Here is a 19,920-nt window from a genome sequence, read left to right as displayed (position 1 = left end):
CTCGCGCCGGTGTAGACTGGCGGCTCGCCCGGAGACCGCCATGCAACCGATCCTGACCCTGCGCCATTACACCCACGACCTGATCGTTCACAGTCACGACCACGCGCAACTGGTGTTCGGCCTGTCCGGCGCGCTGGATTTCGAGGTCGAAGGGCACGGCAGTCAGGTCTTGCAGCAGAGCTTTGTGGTAATCCCATCCGGTGCGCATCACGCCTGCGGCAGCCCCAATGGCAGCCGTTGTCTGGTACTGGATGTGCCCGACGAGCAATGGCTGACCCGTTCGCTGGGCGATCACGCCGAGGCCAGCCGCCGTCTGCTGGATAACACCGCACGCCTGTCGCTGGATGCCGGACAAGGTCAACTGGTCAATTGGCTGGCGAACAGTCCGGTGGACGATCCGCTGATTGCGCAGCAAGGCGCGGTTTTGTTGCTGGCGAGTCTGAACCACGCCCGGCCTGCCGAGGTCTGCGACCGTCGCCTGCCCTACGCGGCACTCGATGCACACATCGAGCAGTACGCGGCCTATCCGCTGCAAGTCGCGGATCTGGCGCGTGTCGCCGGACTGTCCAGCGCCCGATTGCATGCGCGATTCGTCGCCGAATGCGGGCAAACACCCATGGACTACATTCGCAGTCGACGCCTGCACAAGGCCGTCGCGCTGTTGCGGGAAACCACGCTGCCCATCGGTGAAGTCGCCAGCCGCGTCGGTTATGGATCGCAAAGTGCGTTCTCGGCCGCCGTCCTGCGCGAGTTCGGGACCTCTCCTACACAATTGCGACGCGAGGCTGACGACAAAAGTCGATAGTCTGCCGACAGACTTTTCGGCCGCTACAGGCTTCAATGTGTGTCTGAAATGGTGTTTGGAAAAAGGACCGCAATGACTCCCCGTACCGCCCTTGGCGCCCTGCATATCGGCGCACTGATGTTCGGACTCACCGGCGTCTTCGGCAAACTCGCCGCCGCAACCCCGGCGGTCATTGTCTTTGGACGGGCCGCGTTTGCCGTTCTTGCGCTGGCGTTTTTCGCCCGTTTCGCCAGTCAGCACGGCTGGCAAAAACTGCAGGCGGTGGATTGGCGACGCCTGGCCCTGAGCGGGGTATTGCTGGCCGGCCACTGGGTGAGTTTCTTCATTGCGGTGAAGGTGGCGGGTGTTGCGGTGGCCACCCTGGGTTTCGCCAGTTTTCCGGCCTTCACGGTGATTCTCGAAGGGTTGATTTTCCGCGAACGTATCCGCGCCAACGAAATCATTCTGGTGGCACTGGTCAGTGTCGGTCTGGTGCTGGTGACCCCGGCGTTCGACCTGGCCAGCGGTGCGACTACCGGATTGCTCTGGGCGATCCTGTCCGGCCTGCTGTTTTCCCTGCTGTCGCTGACCAACCGCGCCAGTTCCGGGCGCATTCCGGCGGTGCAGGCAGCACTGTGTCAGAACGTGGTGGTGGCGTTGTGTCTGCTGCCGGTGGCGGCGCCGCAGCTGAGCGAAGTCCGCGCCATCGACTGGTTGTGGATCGCCCTGCTCGGGGTGTTCTGCACCGGCGTCGCCCACAGCCTGTTCGTTGCCAGCCTTGCGGTGATCAAGGCGCGCACCGCCGCGGTGGTGTTCGCCATGGAGCCGGTGTACGGCATTACCGTCGCGTGGCTGCTGTTCGATGAAAATCCGACCCTGCGAATGCTGGTCGGTGGCGCGCTGATCATCGTCGCCATCGTGGTGTCGAGCCAGATGTCAGGCAGCGCCAGCAAAAAAACGGTGGAGGCCGAGGCCGCGTCTCACTGAGTGCGGTCGTTGTGGCCGAGGTCGCGGTCAGGGTCGATCTGGTCGCGTACCCGTTGCTTGAGCACCTTGGCTTCGGGGAAACCACCGTCGGCCTTGCGCTCCCAGATCTGCACACCGTCGCAGCTGATGTGAAAGATGCCGCCGGTGCCCGGCGCCAGTGACACTTTGCCAAGGTCATCGCCGAAGGTGCTGAGCAGCTCCTGCGCCAGCCATGCGGCGCGTAACAGCCACTGGCATTGCGTGCAATAGGTGATGACGATTTCCGGTTTTGTCGCGGTCATGATCGCTGAAACTCCTGAGCCAGAGGGCGCCGCTATAATAGCCGGCTTTAACGCTCGCCCCGAGACTCACAATGCGTCGTCTGCTGATCTGCCTTTTGCTTGGTTTCCTTCCGCTGCTTGTTCATGCCAGTGAAGCGCCGCGACCGAAAGTCGGCCTCGTACTGTCCGGTGGCGCGGCCCGTGGGCTGGCGCACATCGGCGTGCTCAAGGCGCTGGAAGAGCAAGGCATCAAGATCGATGCGATTGCCGGCACCAGCATGGGTGCAGTGGTCGGTGGCCTCTACGCCTCGGGTTACAAGATCGACGAACTGGAAAAACTCGCCCTGAGCATCGACTGGCAGCAGGCCCTGTCCGATGCGCCGCCCCGGGAAGACGTGCCGTTTCGACGCAAACAGGATGACCGCGACTTTCTGGTGAAACAGAAACTGAGCTTTCGCGACGATGGCAGCCTCGGTTTGCCGCTCGGAGTGATTCAAGGGCAGAACCTGGCGCTACTGCTGGAAAGCCTGCTGGCGCACACCAGCGACACCCGTGATTTCGACAAGCTGCCGATCCCGTTCCGCGCCGTGGCTACCGACATCGCCAACGGCGAAAAAGTGGTGTTTCGCAAAGGCCACCTGCCCCAGGTGATTCGCGCCAGCATGTCGATCCCGGCGGTGTTCGCCCCGGTCGAACTGGATGGCCGGCTGCTGGTGGACGGTGGCATGACCGACAACATACCTCTGGATGTGGCCCGGGAAATGGGCGTCGATGTGGCCATCGTGGTCGACATCGGCACCCCGCTGCGCAACCGCAAGCAGCTGACCACCGTGGTCGATGTGCTGAACCAGTCGATCACCCTGATGACCCGGCGCAACTCCGAAGAACAACTGGCGGCGCTGCACCCGGATGATGTGTTGATCCAGCCACCGCTGGCCAGTTTCGGCGCCACCGATTTCGGTCGCGCCGAGGAAATGATCGATGCCGGCTATCGCGCCGCCAAGGCCCTCGACGCCCGCCTCGCCCGATTGAAGCCCGCCGAGTCTCAGGACGCCGAGCTCAACGCTGCCCGCGCACCGAGCCAGCGCACGCCGATCATCACCGCGATCAAGGTCGAGAACGACTCGAAAGTCGGCGACGACGTGATCCGCTACTACATCCGCCAGCCCATCGGTGAGCCGCTGGACCTTGGACGCCTGCACTCGGACATGGGCACCCTGTACGGCCTGGATTACTTCGAACAGGTGCAATACCGCGTGGTGCACAAGGGCCAGGAACACACGCTGGTGATCAGCGCCCGGGGCAAGCGCAGTGGCACCGATTACTTGCGGGTCGGCTTGAACCTGTCGGACGACATGCGCGGTGACAGCGCCTTCAACCTCGGCGCCAGCTACCGAATGAACGGCATCAACCGCCTCGGTGCCGAATGGCTGACCCGGGCGCAGATTGGTGACAAGCAGGAACTCTACACCGAGTTCTACCAGCCGCTGGACGTCGGCTCGCGTTACTTCGTCGCGCCCTATGCGGCGTTCGAAGCGCAGAACGTCGACTCAGTGCTCGACAACGATCCAATCGCCCAATATCGGGTGGAACGCTACGGCTTCGGCCTGAATGTCGGCCGCCAGATCGGCAACAACGGCGAAATCCGCTTTGGCGTCGGCGAGGCCTGGGGCAAGGCTGACGTACGGATCGGCGATCAGAATCTGCCGAGCGAACACTTCAACGAAGGATTCTATGCGCTGAAATATTCGTTCGACTCACTGGATAACGTGTACTTCCCCCACGACGGCAAGGACGTCAGCCTGACCCTGATGCAATTCGAACCGAGCCTGGGCTCCGACACGCGCTACCGGCAGTGGGAATTCAAACTGGACAAGGCCATGAGCAGCGGGCCGAACACGCTGATTCTGGGAGGTCGCTACGGGCGCACGCTGGACGATGCGAATGTGGTGACGTCGAGCTTCCTGCTCGGTGGCGCCCGGCAGCTGTCCGGCTTCCGCGAAGATGCCATCTCCGGGCAGAACGTCAGCCTGATGCGGGCCGTGTATTACCGCCGCCTGACGCCACGCGCCTACCTGCCGCTGGACTTCCCGTTGTATGCCGGCGGCTCGCTGGAACGCGGCCGGGCCTGGAACAACGACAACGAGTTCGACAGCGGCTACATCAACGCGGCCAGCGTGTTCATCGGCTTCGACACACCGCTGGGGCCGCTGAATTTCAGCTATGGCCTCAACGATGCCAACGAACAGGCGGTTTATCTGAATCTGGGGCAAACCTTCTGACCCGGATCAGCGAATCCCCGCCAACAGGGTTCGGGCGGTTTGCCTGAGCGGCTCATCGCCCTCTTTCAGCAACTCATTGAGCAAGGCGATCGCACTGTCGAGGTCGCCGTCGTCGATGCAGGTTTGGGCCTTTTCGAGCTTGCCGGCGTTGGCGGCGTCTGTCGGATCCGGCTCGGGCTCCGGCGCCTGCAGGTCCAGCGGTTCCAGGGCCAGTGACTGACCGGGATCGCCAAACTCGTTGAGAAAGTCTTCGTCGATAGCCTGAACTTCAGGCTCGGCGATCCACTCCAGCTCTGTCGTTTCAACGTCATCGCCGGTGGTTTGCGGCAATTCGAAATCCTGCGGCAGGACTTGCAGGCTCGAGCCAAGTGCCGATGGCGCCGAGGACAGTGGGTCCGTAGCCGGGCGGCTGTCTTCCAGATCCCAGCTGGAATCCATCGACAGTTGCTCCAGATTCAGCTCGAAATCATCTTCGGCCAGCGGTGTTGTGGGCGTGGCCTGCTCAACGGGTAACGCGGCAATGACCGGAGCCGCCGCAACCGAAGGTTCAGTCCTGGCCAGTTTCGGATATCGGGCGCGAATCTCGTGCAATCGCTGCTCTTCGACACCGAGCTGGCGCAAGTGGTTTTCCTGATCGTCATAGGCCACCTGATCGCCCTGGCGCCCCAGCACCTCGAGCAACTGCATGCCGAGATCGATGCGCTCCGGTTCTTTTTGCAAGGCGTCACGCAACAGACCGAGCGCTTCGCCCAGTCGTCCGTAGGCCAGATAAATGCCCACGGCTTCCAGCACATCGCCGTTTGTCTGTTCGTCTCGATGCTCGACGGCGCCATGGGCAGCATTAGGACGAACATGTTCGCTGTCATTGAGCTCCGGTTCGCTTCGCTGCGGCAGCACGCGTGCCGGCACGTCCGGAATCACTGCCTGCTGACGTCGGCGGCGAACGATCAGCCCCGCCACCAACCCTCCCAGTAGCACCAGCAAGCCACCGAGCAATGGCCAACTGACGGAGTCGTCCTGAGCCTCCGCCGGCGCAATGACCGGAGCCGGGACCGAGGCAGGCGCCGCCGGGGCTGTGGGTGCCGGAGGTGCCTGCTGGACCTGCGCGAGATGCGCCTGCAGATCGGCCAGCTGTTTTTTGCCGTCGGCGATTTGCACGTCCTGCGCCTGAAGCTTCAGGTTCAGCTCATCGATGGTTTTCTGCAGTTGCTGATTCAGCAGCACACTGGCCGCCAGCTGTTCCGCTTGCGCGTCGTTGGTCGCAGCCGTTTGAGGCGTCGGCGCGGCCGGTGCTGCAGCAGGTTTGTTCTGGGGGGTGGCAGCAGGCGCCTCGGGCGTTGGAAACTCCGAAGACTGCGCATGCACATCAGGTTCGTCGGTGGCCGGCACGATGCCCGGCGAACCCGGCGGATCGATCAGCACCGTGTATTCGCGCAACACATGGCCGTTGGGCTGATTGAGCTGCACCAGGAAATTCAGGAAAGGTTCGTTGACCGGTTTGGTCGAGGTCACCCGGATCAGGTTGCGATTGCCATGCAGGATCGGGGTGAACTTGAGGTCGTTGAGAAAGAACACCCGCTCGACCCCGGCACGGCCGAATTCGTCCGCCGAGGCCAGGCTGGCCGAAAGCTCGCCGGCACTGAGCCCTGCGGCGTCCACCAGGGCAATGTCGGCCTTGAGCGGCTGATTGAGCGCTGAATGCACGGTGATGTCACCGAGACCCAGCGCCAGTGATGCCGTGGACCAGGTGAGAACACCGGCCACCAGCAGCGAATTGGCGCAACGCAGTACTACGTGCCGACTGTCGAGCATGAGCATCCCTTAAATAAGCAAAACCGACTTCTATGGGTTCGCACATCCGGTACGAACACGATATTGCCCAGTAGTTCTTATAGTCTGCCCAGCGCGATCCCTCAAAAAAACGGCACGTCGTTGTGCCTCAAGATTTTTCCAGGTTGGCCAGAATGTGCCCGTGAACCCGCATGCACACCTTCATGTCAGCCTCATCGATACCCTCGAACAACTCCGTGCGCAGTTGCGTGGCGATGGTTTCGATCTGTTCGATCAGCGGGCGGGCCGGGGCACACAGCACGATCTTTTTAGCCCGGCGGTCTTCCATCACGGACTGGCGTTGCACCAGGCCCTGGCTTTCCAGGCTGTCGAGCAATCGTGCGAGGGTCGGCCCTTCGACGCCGACGCTTTGCGCCAGCTCCCGTTGGGTCGGCGCCTCTTCGAAACGAGCCAGATGCAGCAGCACCAGCCAGCGCGCCTGGGACAAGCCCAGACCGGCCAGCCGACGATCCAGTTCGGCACGCCAGCCACGGGACATCTGGGCCAGTTGCATGCCAAAGCGGTGTTGATCGGTTAACGGCATAAAACACTCATGGTTAGACTGAAGAAATAGAGAAAAACTAATTATTAGTCAGCTAAGCATGACATTTGGCTATAGGCAAGAGCCGCCCTGTACTGAATCGTTACATCCGTACAACGGTTTGTGTAAGCAAATGCTCACATCTCGAATTCCGATTGCAGCGCAGCCCTTACGCAATACAGCACACCTTCCGGTACACGACCGGCAAACAGCTCCGCCACTTCGGCGACCGACGGCAACTCGCCCTCGCCGTCGAGGAACGCATCCTGGACTTCGCCCATCAGGTCCTCTGGCAAGTCCAGCGCCTGCTCCAGCGACAATTGCTGCTTGCCGATGGCTTCGGCGAGCATGGTGTAGACGTTCTTTTCCGAGCATTGCAACTGACCGGCAATTTGCAGCGGCGTCATGCCGGCGCGGGCCAGGGTAATCAGTTCGTGGCGCACGTCGGCCACCACTTTCGGCGCCTCGGCCTCGCCGCCCAGCACCTCGAGGAAGGCCTCGCCGTAGCGTTCCAGCTTGCGTGCGCCGACGCCGCTGACCCGAGCCATGTCCGCCAGCGAAGTCGGCTGGCTGCGGAGCATTTCCAGCAGGGTCGAGTCGGGGAAGATGACGTACGGCGGCACACCATGTTCTTCCGCCAGTTTGCGCCGCAGGGCGCGCAAGGCTTCCCACTGTTCGCGTTCTTCGCCACGCACCAGTTGGCTGGCCTGGCTCTTGCTGCCGCTCTTGGCGGTGATTTGCGGTTTGAGGTCGCGGCGCAGCTCCAGGCTCACCTCGCCCTTGAGCAGCGGTCGGCAGGTGTCGCTCAGGCGCAGCCCCCCGTAGCCTTCGTGATCGACGTCCGCCAGACCACGGGCCACCAACTGGCGGAACAGCGAACGCCATTCGCTCTCCCCCAGCGCCTTGCCCACGCCGAACACCGACAGGTGCTGATGGCCGAAGCTGCGGACTTTTTCGTTGTCCTTGCCCAACAGCACGTCCACCAGATGGCCGACACCGTAACGCTGGCCGGTGCGATAGATCGCCGACAGCGCCTGACGCGCAGGCTCGGTGGCGTCCCAGGTCTGCACGCCGTCGATGCAGTTGTCGCAGTGGCCGCACGGCTCCGGCATGTCTTCATCGAAGTACGCCAGCAGTGCCTGACGGCGGCAACGGGTTTCTTCGCAGAGCGAGAGCATGGCGTCGAGCTTGTGCTGCTCCAGACGCTTGTGGCGTTCGTCGCCTTCGGAGTTCTGCAGCATCTGCTTGAGCATCACCACGTCCTGCAGACCGTAGGCCATCCACGCGTCCGCCGGCAGGCCGTCACGACCACCACGTCCAGTTTCCTGGTAATACGCCTCAAGGGATTTCGGCAGGTCGAGGTGCGCGACGAAACGCACGTTGGGTTTGTCGATACCCATGCCGAACGCCACGGTGGCGACCATGATCAGGCCTTCCTCGTTGAGGAAGCGCTTCTGGTGATAGGCGCGCAGATCGTTGGGCAGACCGGCGTGATACGGCAACGCCGGGAAGCCCTGCTCGGTGAGAAACGCGGCCACCTCCTCCACCTTCTTGCGCGACAGGCAGTAGACGATGCCGGCATCGCTGCGCCGTTCGGCGAGGAACGCCAGCAACTGCTTGCGCGGCTGCTCCTTGGGCACGATGCGGTAGAAGATGTTCGGCCGGTCGAAGCTCGAGAGGAAACGCTCGGCGTTCTGCAGGTGCAGACGGGTGACGATTTCTTCCCGGGTGCGCTTGTCGGCGGTGGCGGTCAGGGCGATGCGCGGCACGTCGGGGAACATTTCCGCCAGTTGCCCCAGTTGCAGGTATTCCGGGCGGAAATCGTGGCCCCATTGCGATACGCAGTGCGCTTCATCGATGGCGAACAGCGCGATGTTCAAGCCTTGCAGGAACGAGAGCATGCGCGGCTGCACCAGACGCTCCGGCGCCAGATAGAGCATTTTCACTTCGCCGCGCTTGATCCGGTTGGCGAGGTCGCGCTGTTGCTCGGCGCTCAAGGTGGAGTTCAACGCGGCAGCCGCCACGCCCAGCTCTTCGAGGGTGGCGACCTGATCGTCCATCAGCGCGATCAGCGGCGATACCACCACCGCCAAGCCCTCGCGCAGCAGCGCCGGCACCTGGAAGCACAGGGACTTGCCGCCGCCGGTCGGCATCAGGACAAGGGCATCGCCGCCACTGGCCACGCGCTCAATGATTGCACCCTGACGGCCACGGAAACTGTCGTAGCCGAAGATGTCCTTGAGGACGCGTTGAGCCTGTTCGAGCATAAAAACTCCAAAAATCCACCGAAACATCCCTGCACAGGCTGGTTCAAGACAGCCGAGGCTGCTTTAAACAAAACGTAAGGGCGCATTGCATGACGCCGTACAGATTCAGCCGCGACACCGGCAGGGATCGCAAAGCGCGGCAGTATACCCGAGCCCTCCCCGGCAAAGGGCACCGCCGATAAGAAGCTTGTGCGGGCAAATCTGCCGTGCGGCTGGCTTGAGGGCTCAAGAAGGCCTAGAATTCCCGCATTGTTTATTCCCCCAAGGTAGCCCTTTAATGTCCTTCGCCGAGCAACTAACCCGCCTGCAAGTCTTCCTCGACGCCGACGAGCTGCATGAAGAGGCGCTGGACTACGTGGCCGCTCACGGCTACCTGACTGCGCTGTCGATCTGCGCCGACGTGGTGCCGGATCGTGAGTGGATCGACGCCCTGTTCGCCGAAGAGCCGCATTACAGCAGCGAAGCCCAGCGTGAAGAGATCGAAGCCACGCTGATCGGCCTCAAGGCCCACATCGCTCGCCAACTGGCGTCGGATGAAGAATTCGAGCTGCCATGCGAACTGGACCTGGGCGACGAGCCGGACGATTCCGAACTGCGCGGCTGGTGCATCGGCTTCATGGAGGGCGTGTTCCTGCGCGAAGCGGCCTGGTTTGAAACCGCCGAAGAAGAAGTCAGCGAAATGCTCCTGCCGATCATGGTCGGTTCGGGCCTGTTCGACGAACAGCCAGAGTTCGAAGACATCGCCAAAGACGCCAACCTGATGGACGACATGATCGTGCAGATCCCGGAAGCCCTGACCGCGCTGTACCTGCTGTGCCAGGCACCCGACGAAAAACCGGCGATCCTCAAGCCACGTCACCACTAAGCTCCGGCCTATGGACAACCCCATAGGCAACCGCCCCCTGATGTTGCGCTACATCCTGCTGGCCATCGGCTGGCTCAGCGTGGCATTGGGGGTGATCGGGATTTTCCTGCCTGTTCTCCCCACCACCCCTTTCCTCCTGCTCGCAGCCGCCTGCTTTGCCCGCAGCTCTCCGCGCTTCTACCAATGGCTGGTCGAGCATCCCCGGCTCGGGCCATGGATCCGCGATTACCTCGATGGCAACGGCATACCGCTCAAGGGCAAGGTCTACGCGATCGGGCTGATGTGGGCGAGCATTCTGTTCTCGTGCTACCTGGTGCCGCTGCCTTGGGCTCGGGGGTTCATGTTGACCAGTGCGGTGTTGGTGACGGTCTACATTCTGCGACAGAAAACCCTGCACAAACGCTGAGCGCTCAGCAACCGTTCGTCGAAAAACCCTGCTCACCTGTCAGATCTGACAGTAGCCAGGCGATCGATTTCAAACATTAAATCACTCCGTCGCCCATCCCTCGACAGGAGTGTCTGCCATGTTAAAAAAGCCTGTAAAAAGAGTTCCCGCTTTGGCACTTGTCGAGCTGGAAATTCCCGACAAGCAACCAGATAAATTGCCTTCCGATGAGTGGGGGATCAATTGGGCAGCGGCGATGGGGGTACATCCAGAGAGAGGCCTGCAAACTTACATTTACCCCTGGACCCAAATGGGAGAAGGCGATAAGGCCGAGCTGCTAATGGATGGCAATGTTGTTGATCAGATCACCATCAAGGAAGCCGCCGAGGTGGGACAGCGCGCAACGCTGTTCGTCCCCTCCCGGCACGCACAGACAGGCTCGCATACCCTGTCTTACCGCATTACCCGCCTCAATCAAGCGCCGGAAACGCAGACACCGGCGACCAGGATATATATAAAAATCGATATTCCGGGGGGACAAGATACGCTGCCAGGCCCCGGCCACTCCGAACTGTTCATGTATATCGATCCGGAAATCGTCAACGGCATCGTGGACAAGGACATAGCAGATGAGGGCGTGTTGATTGTCATCCGCCCTGCGTCCGGCACCGGCCTGCCTTATCCCAATGCCGCAGAAGGGGATGTGATCATCGTGAGCTGGGGTGGTGTATTCGTGCAGTCCCCACCTCTGACTGCCGCACAAATCAATGACCCGGACAACAACCCGATCGAAATCCTGATAGACAAAAGTGTCATTGAAGAGGCCGGCGATACCGACGATTCCGGTCTCGCTGTAACGTTCAGGCCACGTGACAAGGTATTCAATTACGCAGAAGACTGGTGCAAGGAAACCCGGATCAGAGTCTCGGTGGGCATAAATCTTCTGTTCGCCCCTATTGTCGAACGGGCCCTCAACAATATTCTTGATCTTGAGAAGCTGGGTGATGACGACGTCATCGCTCAAGTGGTAGCCAGAAGTCCAGACTTCAAGCATGACGACAAAATCGAACTGACGATGCGCGGCACCACAGTAGATGGCGATCTGATCGAAGCCGTTGCTCCCTTGGTGACCATCGACAACTTGCCACACACCTACGAGTTGATTATCCAGAACTCGGATGCGCGCAAACTGGCAAAAACACAAGTGACTTTCTCCTATCGACTCATTCGTGCCGGCAGCACCGACCCTCTGCGTTCCAAAGGCCAGTTCGTGCAGATTGTGGGCGAAGCCGATCAACTGGCCGCCCCGATTCTCGACGATGCACAAAATGGTGCGATTCCCGACGACCTCCCGAGTACCACTTTGCGAATCCCGCACAATCCGGTCATTGAAGTCGGTATGGCAATCGAAATCAGATGGTTCGGCACACGGCCCGATGGCAGTACGTATGATCCCGACTTCGAAGATGAGTGGTATTTCCCGGACCAGTCCGAGGTGGACAACCCAAACGGTTTTGGCATCCCCATTGACGGCAAACACATTCACACCCTCAAAGGCGGAAAAGTCGTCGCGTCCTATACATTGCTGATGGACAAGGACGGCGAAATCATCAGGCGCCTTTCCCGACCTGCTGCCTCCGTCAATGTCGGCGAATCGCAGTTTGAACTGGTCAAGCCCATCGTTCTGGGAGAAGTGAATGGTGGACTGGAACCCGGCGACCTGCCCGCAGGCGTCAGCAGACTGACCGCACCAAAACCCACAGGTACTCTAAGTAAAGCCAAGGACGAGGTGACGTACACCTGGGACGGTGAGGTCACCGGCAAGACCGAAGACACGATCACACTGAATGCACTCTCGGCCAACAAGGATGTTAATTTCACACTGAATGCCGCATTTGTAGCTGCGCATATTGAGCCCAACCGCGGAAAAAAAATTACTGCGTCCTACAGGATCTGGCGCTTCGAAACCGACACCACCAGCTATTCCAATCCTCTGCCCTTTGTCGTCGGCGAGGCAGAGCAACCACTGCTCGATCCAGCGGAAGTGGTGCAGGCCCCCGATGGAATCCTGGACCCCGCCAACGCCCCGGACGGTGCAACCGTCAGAATTGCCGCCAACCGGCCAGAAAACGCCGGCGATCATTTTTTTATGACGTGGGCCACGACGGACAACGTGACAGTGCACGAGGACGACAAAACCGTCAGCGGAAACAACAAGGGCAAACCCGTCGAGTTCACGGTTGACCGGCCCACCGTGCTGGCCTGCCAGAACAAGGATGTGCTGATCCGTTATTACGTGGAACTGTTCGAGGGTGGTCAGCGCCGCGGTGAAGATTATCCGCTGAGAGTCGAGGCAACGGAGTTCAACCTGCCAGACGCCACGTTCAAGGAGGCAACCGGCCCTCAAAATGATCAGTTGAACCCCGACGATGTTTATCCAGACGGCGCGACGGTGGTGATACCGGCAACCGCCCTTCTGAAGGAAGCCGACGAAATCAAGGTAACGGTAGAGGGTCAAACCACCACTACGTATCCGCATACAGTGACGCCCGGGCAGGCCGACAAAGAGCTGGCCGTGATCAAGGTGCCGCATAGCGTGATCAACGCCAACGACGGGCGAAGCATCGCCTTGAACTACGAAATCAAACGCAAGGCCGGCGGAACCGATGGTCCTTCCGACCCGACGGTCTACGATGTGCGCAAGGTGATCGGCAGCGGCAAGTTGCTGATCATGGGAGCCCGCTACAACAAGGGAATTTATCGGGAGACCAGTTCCAGCTGGCTCATTTCCGCCTTCAATGCACAGACCCTGCAACGCGTGCAGGCCGAGTGGAAATACGCTGACGACAGCACCTGGACAAAAGCGGAAACCTGGGTTGATACCCATCCGTATGCCCCCTTGCAAGTTCGCACCAGCGACGATCAGGTCACCCTGAACAGAGTGAATATATTTGGCACCGGTGGCCCGGGCACTCCCGCCAATGACGGGGCATTCGTGGCGCTGCGGGACAAGAACAATCTGGCAGCCTGGGGTAACCCGTTGAATGGCCAGAAAATCCCGCCAACCTTTCAGACGTTCACCGACATTGCCAAGGCTGCTTGTTCCGGCAGTTCTTATGCGGTGATTCGTACCAACAACTTCACTGTCGCCTGGCCCGGGTCTGCAGGTCAGGGTGGAGAAATGGGCTCGGTGGTTCCTACGGACTTCAAGCTGCTCGCCGGCAACAGCGTGGCTATTGCGGGTATCAAAACCAATGGAACAGTCCATGCCTGGGGCAACGCTCCCAAAGGCGGGACCCCGCCCGCCGAAATCCTGGCCTTGAGAGATGCAGTCGAACTGGCGCCTGCCGGAGATGCTTTCGCCGTCCTCAGAGCGAACGGTCAGGTGATGGCCTGGGGAGGTGGAGCGGGGTTTGGCGGTGTTGTTCCTGCAGATATCGCAAGCCTCACCGATATCAAACACATGATCGGCAATGGGCACGCTTTCGCTGCACTTCGGAGAAACGGAAGTGTGGTCGCCTGGGGCGATACTGCGAAAGGCGGCACCGTATCCGACGAAGTCGCCGGCCTGACCAACATCAAGGTGCTTGCCTGTGCAAATGCTCAAGCCTTTATCGTCATGCTCATGAGCGGACAAATCGCGGGTTGGGGACCTGCCACCTATGGCGGGACAATACCTGCGGATATCCGCTCCCTGACGGATATCATCTCAGTCGTCTCCAGTTCGAATGCGTTTGCAGCGCTTCGATACAGCGGTCACGTCGTCGGATGGCCCGAGACTAATTCGGGTGGGCTGATACCTGACGCGATCGCTGGCAGGGACGATCTTGTTCAACTGGCCGCCACCGCTGGAGCGTTCGCCGCCGTGTGCAGAGATGGAACCGTGGTGGCCTGGGGAGACCGATTGCTCGGCGGAGATACCACGCCCGTAGCCGCCAAGCTGGTCAACGTCACCGCGATCTACGCCAACCGTCATGCCTTTACCGCACTCACTTCCGACGGCGAAGTCGTGACCTGGGGCAATGCTCTCGCTGGCGGCGACAGCAGCGCCGCTCAAGACCGGCTCAAAGGCCAGGTGTCGTACTACGCCAATGCGGCTACCCGCGGTCTGGCGCTCAAGGCCAGCCGCCTGGCCAGGCTCAATACCCCCTGACACCCTCGACGATGCCTTGCCGTGCGGCGCTCACCCGAGCGCCGCCTATCTGATTTGAGGAGAGGGAGACATGAGCCAGACCAACAACAATCTGCGGGAGCCCACTGTAGACGAAGCGCCCAACGGCGTTCTGGATCCGCAAACGCTTCCTCCCGGAGGGGCGACCGTCAGGATAAAGCCCTGGACGCCAATGACGTTCCGCGATCACGTTTACCTGTTCGTCGGCAAGACCTACACCGATGACCTGCCGATCAGCGCCAGCGCAGTCGGCAAGGATGTCACGTTCAAGGTTGACGCTTCGGAATTTGTTGCCGACGAAAATGACATCGTACCGATTCGCTACGAAGTACAGCTGTACCAGAACACTCGCGAACCTTCGGACATCCTGGATCTGAAATTGCAGACGGGTTTCGACGCTGCCGCCACACTGGATCTGAGCACTGAAAACTACGTCGTCTCCGTCGACAAACCACCGCTTGCCCCTCCCCCGGCGGCGCGCATGACCCGGGAAGCCACTTGGGGCCAGGCTCCCTACACCTGGGACAGCACTGATCCGCTGATTGCCAGGGCCGATGCACAATCGGGCGAGATCACCGCCCTGCGCAACGGCGCCTGCAAGATCCGCGCGACCGACAGCCAGAGCCAGAGCAGAGAGTACCCACTGACCGTCAAGGGCATTCAGGAGGTGCACTTCCTCAGTGCCGGCGCGGATTGGCAGGGCATGACCAGAATCTGCACCGCCGCAAAGCTGCAACCGATCACCCTCGCCCAGACGAAACGGTTATGGACGCTTTATTTTCCCGACAGCGGACCCGTCGCGGATTTCCTTGGGTGGTTGAACTACCCGGTATGGACCGCCGACGTCCTGGGCGCCAACACCGCCTGGACGTACGACCTCAACGGCTCCTCGGTCAATGACAACGCCACCAGCCAGGACACCGCCTCGTTCTGGCAGGTCCTGGGTGTTTCCCGGGATTGAACACGGTGACCGAAGACTTGCGGAGAACACCATGCAAAAGACTTCTCGAATCAAGTTTCTGCTGCTCGCGTTGTTGCTGCTCATCAGTGTCAGCCAGGCCGCCACCGGCCCGGAAACCGCGCAGCTGCTCAACCAGCGCTACCAGAACACCACAACCCAGTGTCCTGGCGACAACCCGGCGTATTTTTGCAGCGGCGTGTTGCTGCGCGGCAGTGAGGGCACGCAAGTGTTCTGGAAGCACTCGACGCAAGCCGTACAACTGGGCGCCGAGGGTTTCAATTACCTGCGCGCCGATCTTGATACTCGCTCGCTGACGCAAGCATACGGTGCCGTGTTCAGCGATCAATTCACGGCCATCGGCCAGGACAAGGCACTGGATGTGCTGTGTGCCTACCCGTTCGAGTTTGCGGTTCAGGGCACGCGCCCCGATTTCGGTTGCGGGTGGACAGCGACGGTCAAGGCTCAGGATGCCAGCTCCTGCACGACCCAGGGTGCGACCGACGTCCAGAGCTGGCTTGCGCACTTTGCACAACAGGGCAATCAGCCTGCGAAGCAATGCTCGCTCAGCACTCAAGACCCTGCGCAGTTCAGCGCCAGTCTGATCGCACACCAACGGATCGGCACCGAATGGTCTGTCCAACCTACGCTGCTGCAAATAAAGAACTGGGACGACCAGGCTCCGAAGCGACTGCCACTGCAAGGCTTGTTCTACGACGTGACGAAGACCGGCTCACTGCTGGGCGCACAAAAGGATCAACGCGACTATTTCAACGCCACCGGCGACTGGCTGCCGGTCCTGCGCATGGACCTGAGCCAGAAACCGGATGCGGTGTTCGGGTTCAATCAGCAGGATCAGTTGTACATCGGCTATCAGGTCGCGGCGAAGATGAATGCGCGGTATGCCGATACGGCCGCGACTTGCCGGGACAACTCGGTGGCCCATAACTGCAATGGTGTTCTGATCCGCGGTGCAAATGCTTCCGAGAGTTACAGAGCGTGGAATCCCAGTCCAAATTCAGTCTCTCGTAACGGCGTATCGTTCTCTTACCTCAGAGCGGACGTTGGCACTATCAGGCTGTTTGATACCCAAGGTTTTACATTCAAGGAGTCACACGCCCCGACTGCCCACCCGGGCACCCTTCGCTGCGCTTATCCAGCCAATGCGAGCACTTCCGGTATTCCTGACAGTTGCCGAGCCAGTTGTGCATCACAGAACATCACGACCGTCGCTCAGTGGCAGGCAAAATACGCCAGCTCTCCTGGGGGCAGTTGCGCATTCGGCAATTCTCCCGCCGACTTTCAACTCAGCATTTCCGTAAGGTCAACCATGACTGACACAGCAAGGCAGCAATGGAACGAAATCATCATTGCGGCGTGGCCGCAGGACATTCCACGGCAAATCCCGCTTGAAGCATTGTTTTATATAGCTGGCAGCAGTCCAGGATTGAATAACGCCAAGTTCATTCAACGTGACTATTTTCAGCACACTGCCCGTTACCTGCCCATTTTGCGGCTCACGCTGACTGCGTCGGGTCTGTCACCATTTTCCTTTGATACAACCGATCAAAGCGTTCAGGGAACATCTATGCAGACACTTGCCAATGGCATTACTCCTCGGGCCTCGAATGGCGATTGACCATGAAATCCGGATACATGTTGCACAACAGGCAATCAGCCCGGAAAGCAATGCTCGCTCAGCACTCAAGACCCTGCGCAGTTCAGCGCCAGCCTGGTGGAGCACCAGCGTATCGACACCGATTTGGTCTGCCATACCCACGCTGCTGCAAATCAGAGCCGGGACGACCAGGCTCCGAAGCAACTGCCACTGCAAGGCCTGTTCTACGACGTGACGAAAACCGGCTTGTTGGCGGGGAAACGCCGTGAGCTCGGACCGTTGGTCGAAAACCTACGCTCACCTGTCAGATCTGACAGTACCCCTCCCTCCTCTCCTCAGGTTCAATAAAAAACCGTCTGCGATCCCATTGCGTGCTCTTTCAGGAGTTTCGTCATGCTCACCAACAGTCCTCTCCTTTTTCCCAATCTCGACCAGACCGGCACGCTGGCGCTTCGGCCCATGCAGATCAGCGGCGCAGTCACGCCGGTCGAGGATGCCGATGGCGGAATCAATATTGCAGTGGTAGAGGAAAGCGCCAGCGGGGTGCTGTGCGTAATTGTGGCGTACCTTGACATGCTGGAAGGGGATAAAAATGTTGTTTATTGGGACGACGTTCAGGTGTTCACCCGAATGGTTGAACCGGGAGAAAAAGACAGGCATCTGTTTTTTTACCTGCCCAAAGAGCTGTTCACTCCCGGTCTGCATAAATGCTTTTACGAATTGACCCGCTTCGGCGCAGCTGCGCCGGACGATCCCTCTGTGGTGTCACTGTTTTTTGTCAATCTCACCAGCCCCGGCGGCCGAGACAGGGAACCTCATCTACCCGACGGGCACTCCGAACTGCACATCGCGCAATTGCCGCAGGAAATCATCGATCAGGGAGTGATCGACGCCGACTGGGCGAAAAAAGGCGTTCCGCTGACTGTCCGTCCCTACCCGGAAATCAGGGTGCGGGACAGAATTCTGATGCGCTGGGGCAGTCATACCTTGCTCCCTCATCTCGTCACGCAGGGTCAGGCGGAAGGCAAGGATCCCATCGTGATCGTCGTAAAACAGGAAGACATTCTGGCCGGTGGCGACAGTGCGGCACTGGAAATCAAGTACGACCCTCACGATGAAGTCTGGAACTGGTCTTCCCGGCACTCCAAACGCACACGGATCGCCGTCGACGCCGGCGCCTGGCGCCTGCCAGCCCCGATCATCAAGGAGTCGATCAATGGCATCATCACGATCATCGACTTGAACCAGAAGGACGTCACGGTCCAGGTTCATATCCAGGGCTCGGATTTCGCGCTGAACGACTCGGTGAAAATGACCTGGATCGGCACTCCCTTCAGTGGCAAGCCGTTGATTCACGCGGAATCCAGAACGGTGTCGAACATCCCGAGTGTCATGGATTTCCCAGTGCCTTATGCGCAAGTCCGCGCCATCGCCATGGGCCGGGCCGATGCCTCCTACGTACTGACGAAAGCAGACGGAAGTCCGCCGTTGTCCTCCAAACGTGAGTTCGCCGACGTGGTGGGTGACGTTTTGATGCCGGACGCACCGACAATTGACGAGTTGGTGGGTGACATACTCGAATCGGACCGACCTTACGCCACGGTATTGATCATGTACCTGACCATTGCCAATGGCGATCTGGTCGCCGGTCACTGGATAGGTGAAACGTCCAACGGTCAGCCCTATGTCCATGAGTTCACTCATACCGTCAGTGACAATGAGGCAAAAGAAGGCGGTTTCACTGTTTACGTCGACAAAGAGCACATCCGCGTGCTCGACAAGGGCAGCCTCGATCTTTGGTACACCGTGTCCAATGACAAGCCCGAACTCTACGGCGTCAGTGATTCGGAGCATCTGCGGGTCAAGGTGCAGGGGATTCCCGCGACATTGCCTGCTCCCAAAGTGGAAGAAGAGAATCCGCCCGGAATTCTAGACCCCACCAATATCTCCGATAAAGCCACTGTTCTCATCGACTACACAGGAACCGTCCGAGAAGACATTCTGCGCTATTACTGGATGGCCCCTAACCCCGTCGACAGTGTCAGCGACTGGATTCCCATCACCACCCTGATCGCTGGCAAACCCGTACGTTTCCGCGTGGATGCGCGATTTGTAACAAGCAACATCGGGCAGCTAGTAAAAGTGCGTTATTCATTGTGGCGTGCTGCTACCCGGCAATACGAATACTCGGCCGAACTCAATTTCTTGGTGAGCGAGCCCATTGGGGAGTAAATCCCACCCGAGGTCAGACAGGCCCCAAATGGCACTCTGGACCCGATTCAAGGACGCGACGGTGTCGATGTCTTGGTTCGCTATCCGAGCATGAAACCTTACGTCGACAAGATCACGTTGAAATGGCGGGGAACACCCGGCGAGGGCTCTTCCGAGGATCTGGAGTTACCGGGCGACGCCAGCGGCGTAGTCGAGTTTCATCTGAACAGTTCAGTGGTCGGCCCTAACGTCGGTAAATACGTCAAGGTCAGCTATGTCGTTTCACGCTATGGAAAGACAACCGACTCACAGGAGTTGGATTTGCTTGTTGATCAATTCAAGGACCCTGAAAAGGAATTGCCTCGCCCCGAAGTTCCACAGGCATCGAACGATGTGCTGGATTTGATTTTCTTTAGCGGCAATGCGCAAGTTCTGGTCAGGCCATGGCCGTTTATTGCACTCAAACAGTGGCTATGGCTGCGACTGCAAGGCAAAACCGACTCGGGCGCCGATTACGAGATCAAACTGCTGGACGGCGTGGAAATATCTGATGCACAAGTGCGCAATGGCTTGAATCAAACATTGCTTCGAAGCGAACTGATGAAACTGGGCCACTCCACACCGGCAACCTTGATTTGCAAGGTCACGCTCGTCGGCAGTCCTCTCGAAAGCGCCGCTATCGAGTTCCCACAACGACGACTGACCATCAGAACCCGCTACGACTATCTGCCCTGAAATCACTCTGGTTACGGATTCCAAAG

14 protein-coding genes are annotated in these 19,920 nt (G+C 59.7%); 10 read left to right on the top strand and 4 right to left on the bottom strand.

Going from position 1 to position 19,920, the window contains the following annotated elements:
* Nucleotides 1–40 precede the first annotated feature (40 nt).
* Nucleotides 41–805 carry an AraC family transcriptional regulator gene (locus CAG02_RS10545; protein WP_085710394.1) on the top strand — a complete coding sequence of 255 codons (765 nt, stop codon included), beginning with the start codon at nucleotides 41–43 and terminating at the stop codon, nucleotides 803–805.
* Nucleotides 806–877: 72 nt separating this feature from the next.
* Nucleotides 878–1,771, top strand: a complete 894-nt coding sequence (locus CAG02_RS10540; protein ID WP_085710393.1) for a DMT family transporter — start codon at nucleotides 878–880, stop codon at nucleotides 1,769–1,771.
* On the opposite strand, the gene CAG02_RS10535 is transcribed toward CAG02_RS10540, so the two are convergent.
* Nucleotides 1,765–2,052: a SelT/SelW/SelH family protein gene (locus CAG02_RS10535; protein ID WP_085710391.1), complete on the bottom strand. Its 288-nt coding sequence runs from the start codon at nucleotides 2,050–2,052 to the stop codon at nucleotides 1,765–1,767. The genes CAG02_RS10540 and CAG02_RS10535 overlap by 7 nt on opposite strands.
* 71 nt (nucleotides 2,053–2,123) lie before the next feature.
* Here CAG02_RS10535 and CAG02_RS10530 point away from each other — a divergent pair, with 71 nt between their 5' ends.
* Nucleotides 2,124–4,313 carry a patatin-like phospholipase family protein gene (locus CAG02_RS10530; RefSeq protein WP_085710390.1) on the top strand — a complete coding sequence of 730 codons (2,190 nt, stop codon included), beginning with the start codon at nucleotides 2,124–2,126 and terminating at the stop codon, nucleotides 4,311–4,313.
* A 6-nt stretch (nucleotides 4,314–4,319) separates the two neighbouring features.
* On the opposite strand, the gene CAG02_RS10525 is transcribed toward CAG02_RS10530, so the two are convergent.
* The 3 genes from CAG02_RS10525 to recQ form a co-directional block, all read right to left on the bottom strand.
* Nucleotides 4,320–6,125, bottom strand: coding sequence for a FimV/HubP family polar landmark protein (locus tag CAG02_RS10525; RefSeq protein WP_085710388.1), 1,806 nt, complete (start codon nucleotides 6,123–6,125; stop codon nucleotides 4,320–4,322).
* A gap of 127 nt (nucleotides 6,126–6,252) precedes the next feature.
* Entirely contained in the window at nucleotides 6,253–6,687 is a 435-nt protein-coding gene (locus tag CAG02_RS10520) for a MarR family transcriptional regulator (protein WP_085710387.1), read from the bottom strand.
* A 134-nt stretch (nucleotides 6,688–6,821) separates the two neighbouring features.
* Complete coding sequence (gene recQ / locus CAG02_RS10515; RefSeq protein WP_085710386.1) at nucleotides 6,822–8,951, bottom strand: DNA helicase RecQ; 2,130 nt, start codon at nucleotides 8,949–8,951, stop codon at nucleotides 6,822–6,824.
* Between the two features lie 277 nt (nucleotides 8,952–9,228).
* On the opposite strand from recQ, the gene CAG02_RS10510 reads away from it, so the two are divergent.
* The 7 genes from CAG02_RS10510 to CAG02_RS10480 all read left to right on the top strand — a co-directional run bounded on the left by CAG02_RS10510 (nucleotide 9,229) and on the right by CAG02_RS10480 (nucleotide 19,894).
* Nucleotides 9,229–9,816 carry a YecA family protein gene (locus tag CAG02_RS10510; protein ID WP_085710385.1) on the top strand — a complete coding sequence of 196 codons (588 nt, stop codon included), beginning with the start codon at nucleotides 9,229–9,231 and terminating at the stop codon, nucleotides 9,814–9,816.
* Nucleotides 9,817–9,826: 10 nt separating this feature from the next.
* Nucleotides 9,827–10,222 carry a YbaN family protein gene (locus CAG02_RS10505; protein WP_085710384.1) on the top strand — a complete coding sequence of 132 codons (396 nt, stop codon included), beginning with the start codon at nucleotides 9,827–9,829 and terminating at the stop codon, nucleotides 10,220–10,222.
* A 118-nt stretch (nucleotides 10,223–10,340) separates the two neighbouring features.
* Entirely contained in the window at nucleotides 10,341–14,354 is a 4,014-nt protein-coding gene (locus CAG02_RS10500) for a hypothetical protein (protein ID WP_085710383.1), read from the top strand.
* A 70-nt stretch (nucleotides 14,355–14,424) separates the two neighbouring features.
* Nucleotides 14,425–15,333, top strand: coding sequence for a hypothetical protein (locus CAG02_RS10495; RefSeq protein WP_085710381.1), 909 nt, complete (start codon nucleotides 14,425–14,427; stop codon nucleotides 15,331–15,333).
* Between the two features lie 31 nt (nucleotides 15,334–15,364).
* Nucleotides 15,365–16,969, top strand: a complete 1,605-nt coding sequence (locus tag CAG02_RS10490; RefSeq protein WP_085710380.1) for a hypothetical protein — start codon at nucleotides 15,365–15,367, stop codon at nucleotides 16,967–16,969.
* 372 nt (nucleotides 16,970–17,341) lie between these two features.
* The gene (locus tag CAG02_RS10485; protein WP_085710379.1) at nucleotides 17,342–19,180 is read left to right on the top strand and encodes a hypothetical protein; all 1,839 of its coding nucleotides are present in this window, start codon (nucleotides 17,342–17,344) and stop codon (nucleotides 19,178–19,180) included.
* A 90-nt stretch (nucleotides 19,181–19,270) separates the two neighbouring features.
* The gene (locus tag CAG02_RS10480; protein ID WP_085710377.1) at nucleotides 19,271–19,894 is read left to right on the top strand and encodes a hypothetical protein; all 624 of its coding nucleotides are present in this window, start codon (nucleotides 19,271–19,273) and stop codon (nucleotides 19,892–19,894) included.
* Nucleotides 19,895–19,920: the final 26 nt, after the last annotated feature.

The sequence above is a fragment of the Pseudomonas sp. R43(2017) genome (genome assembly GCF_002112345.1).
GTDB lineage: Bacteria > Pseudomonadota > Gammaproteobacteria > Pseudomonadales > Pseudomonadaceae > Aquipseudomonas > Aquipseudomonas kribbensis.
This window is presented reverse-complemented; position numbering and strand designations above follow the sequence as displayed.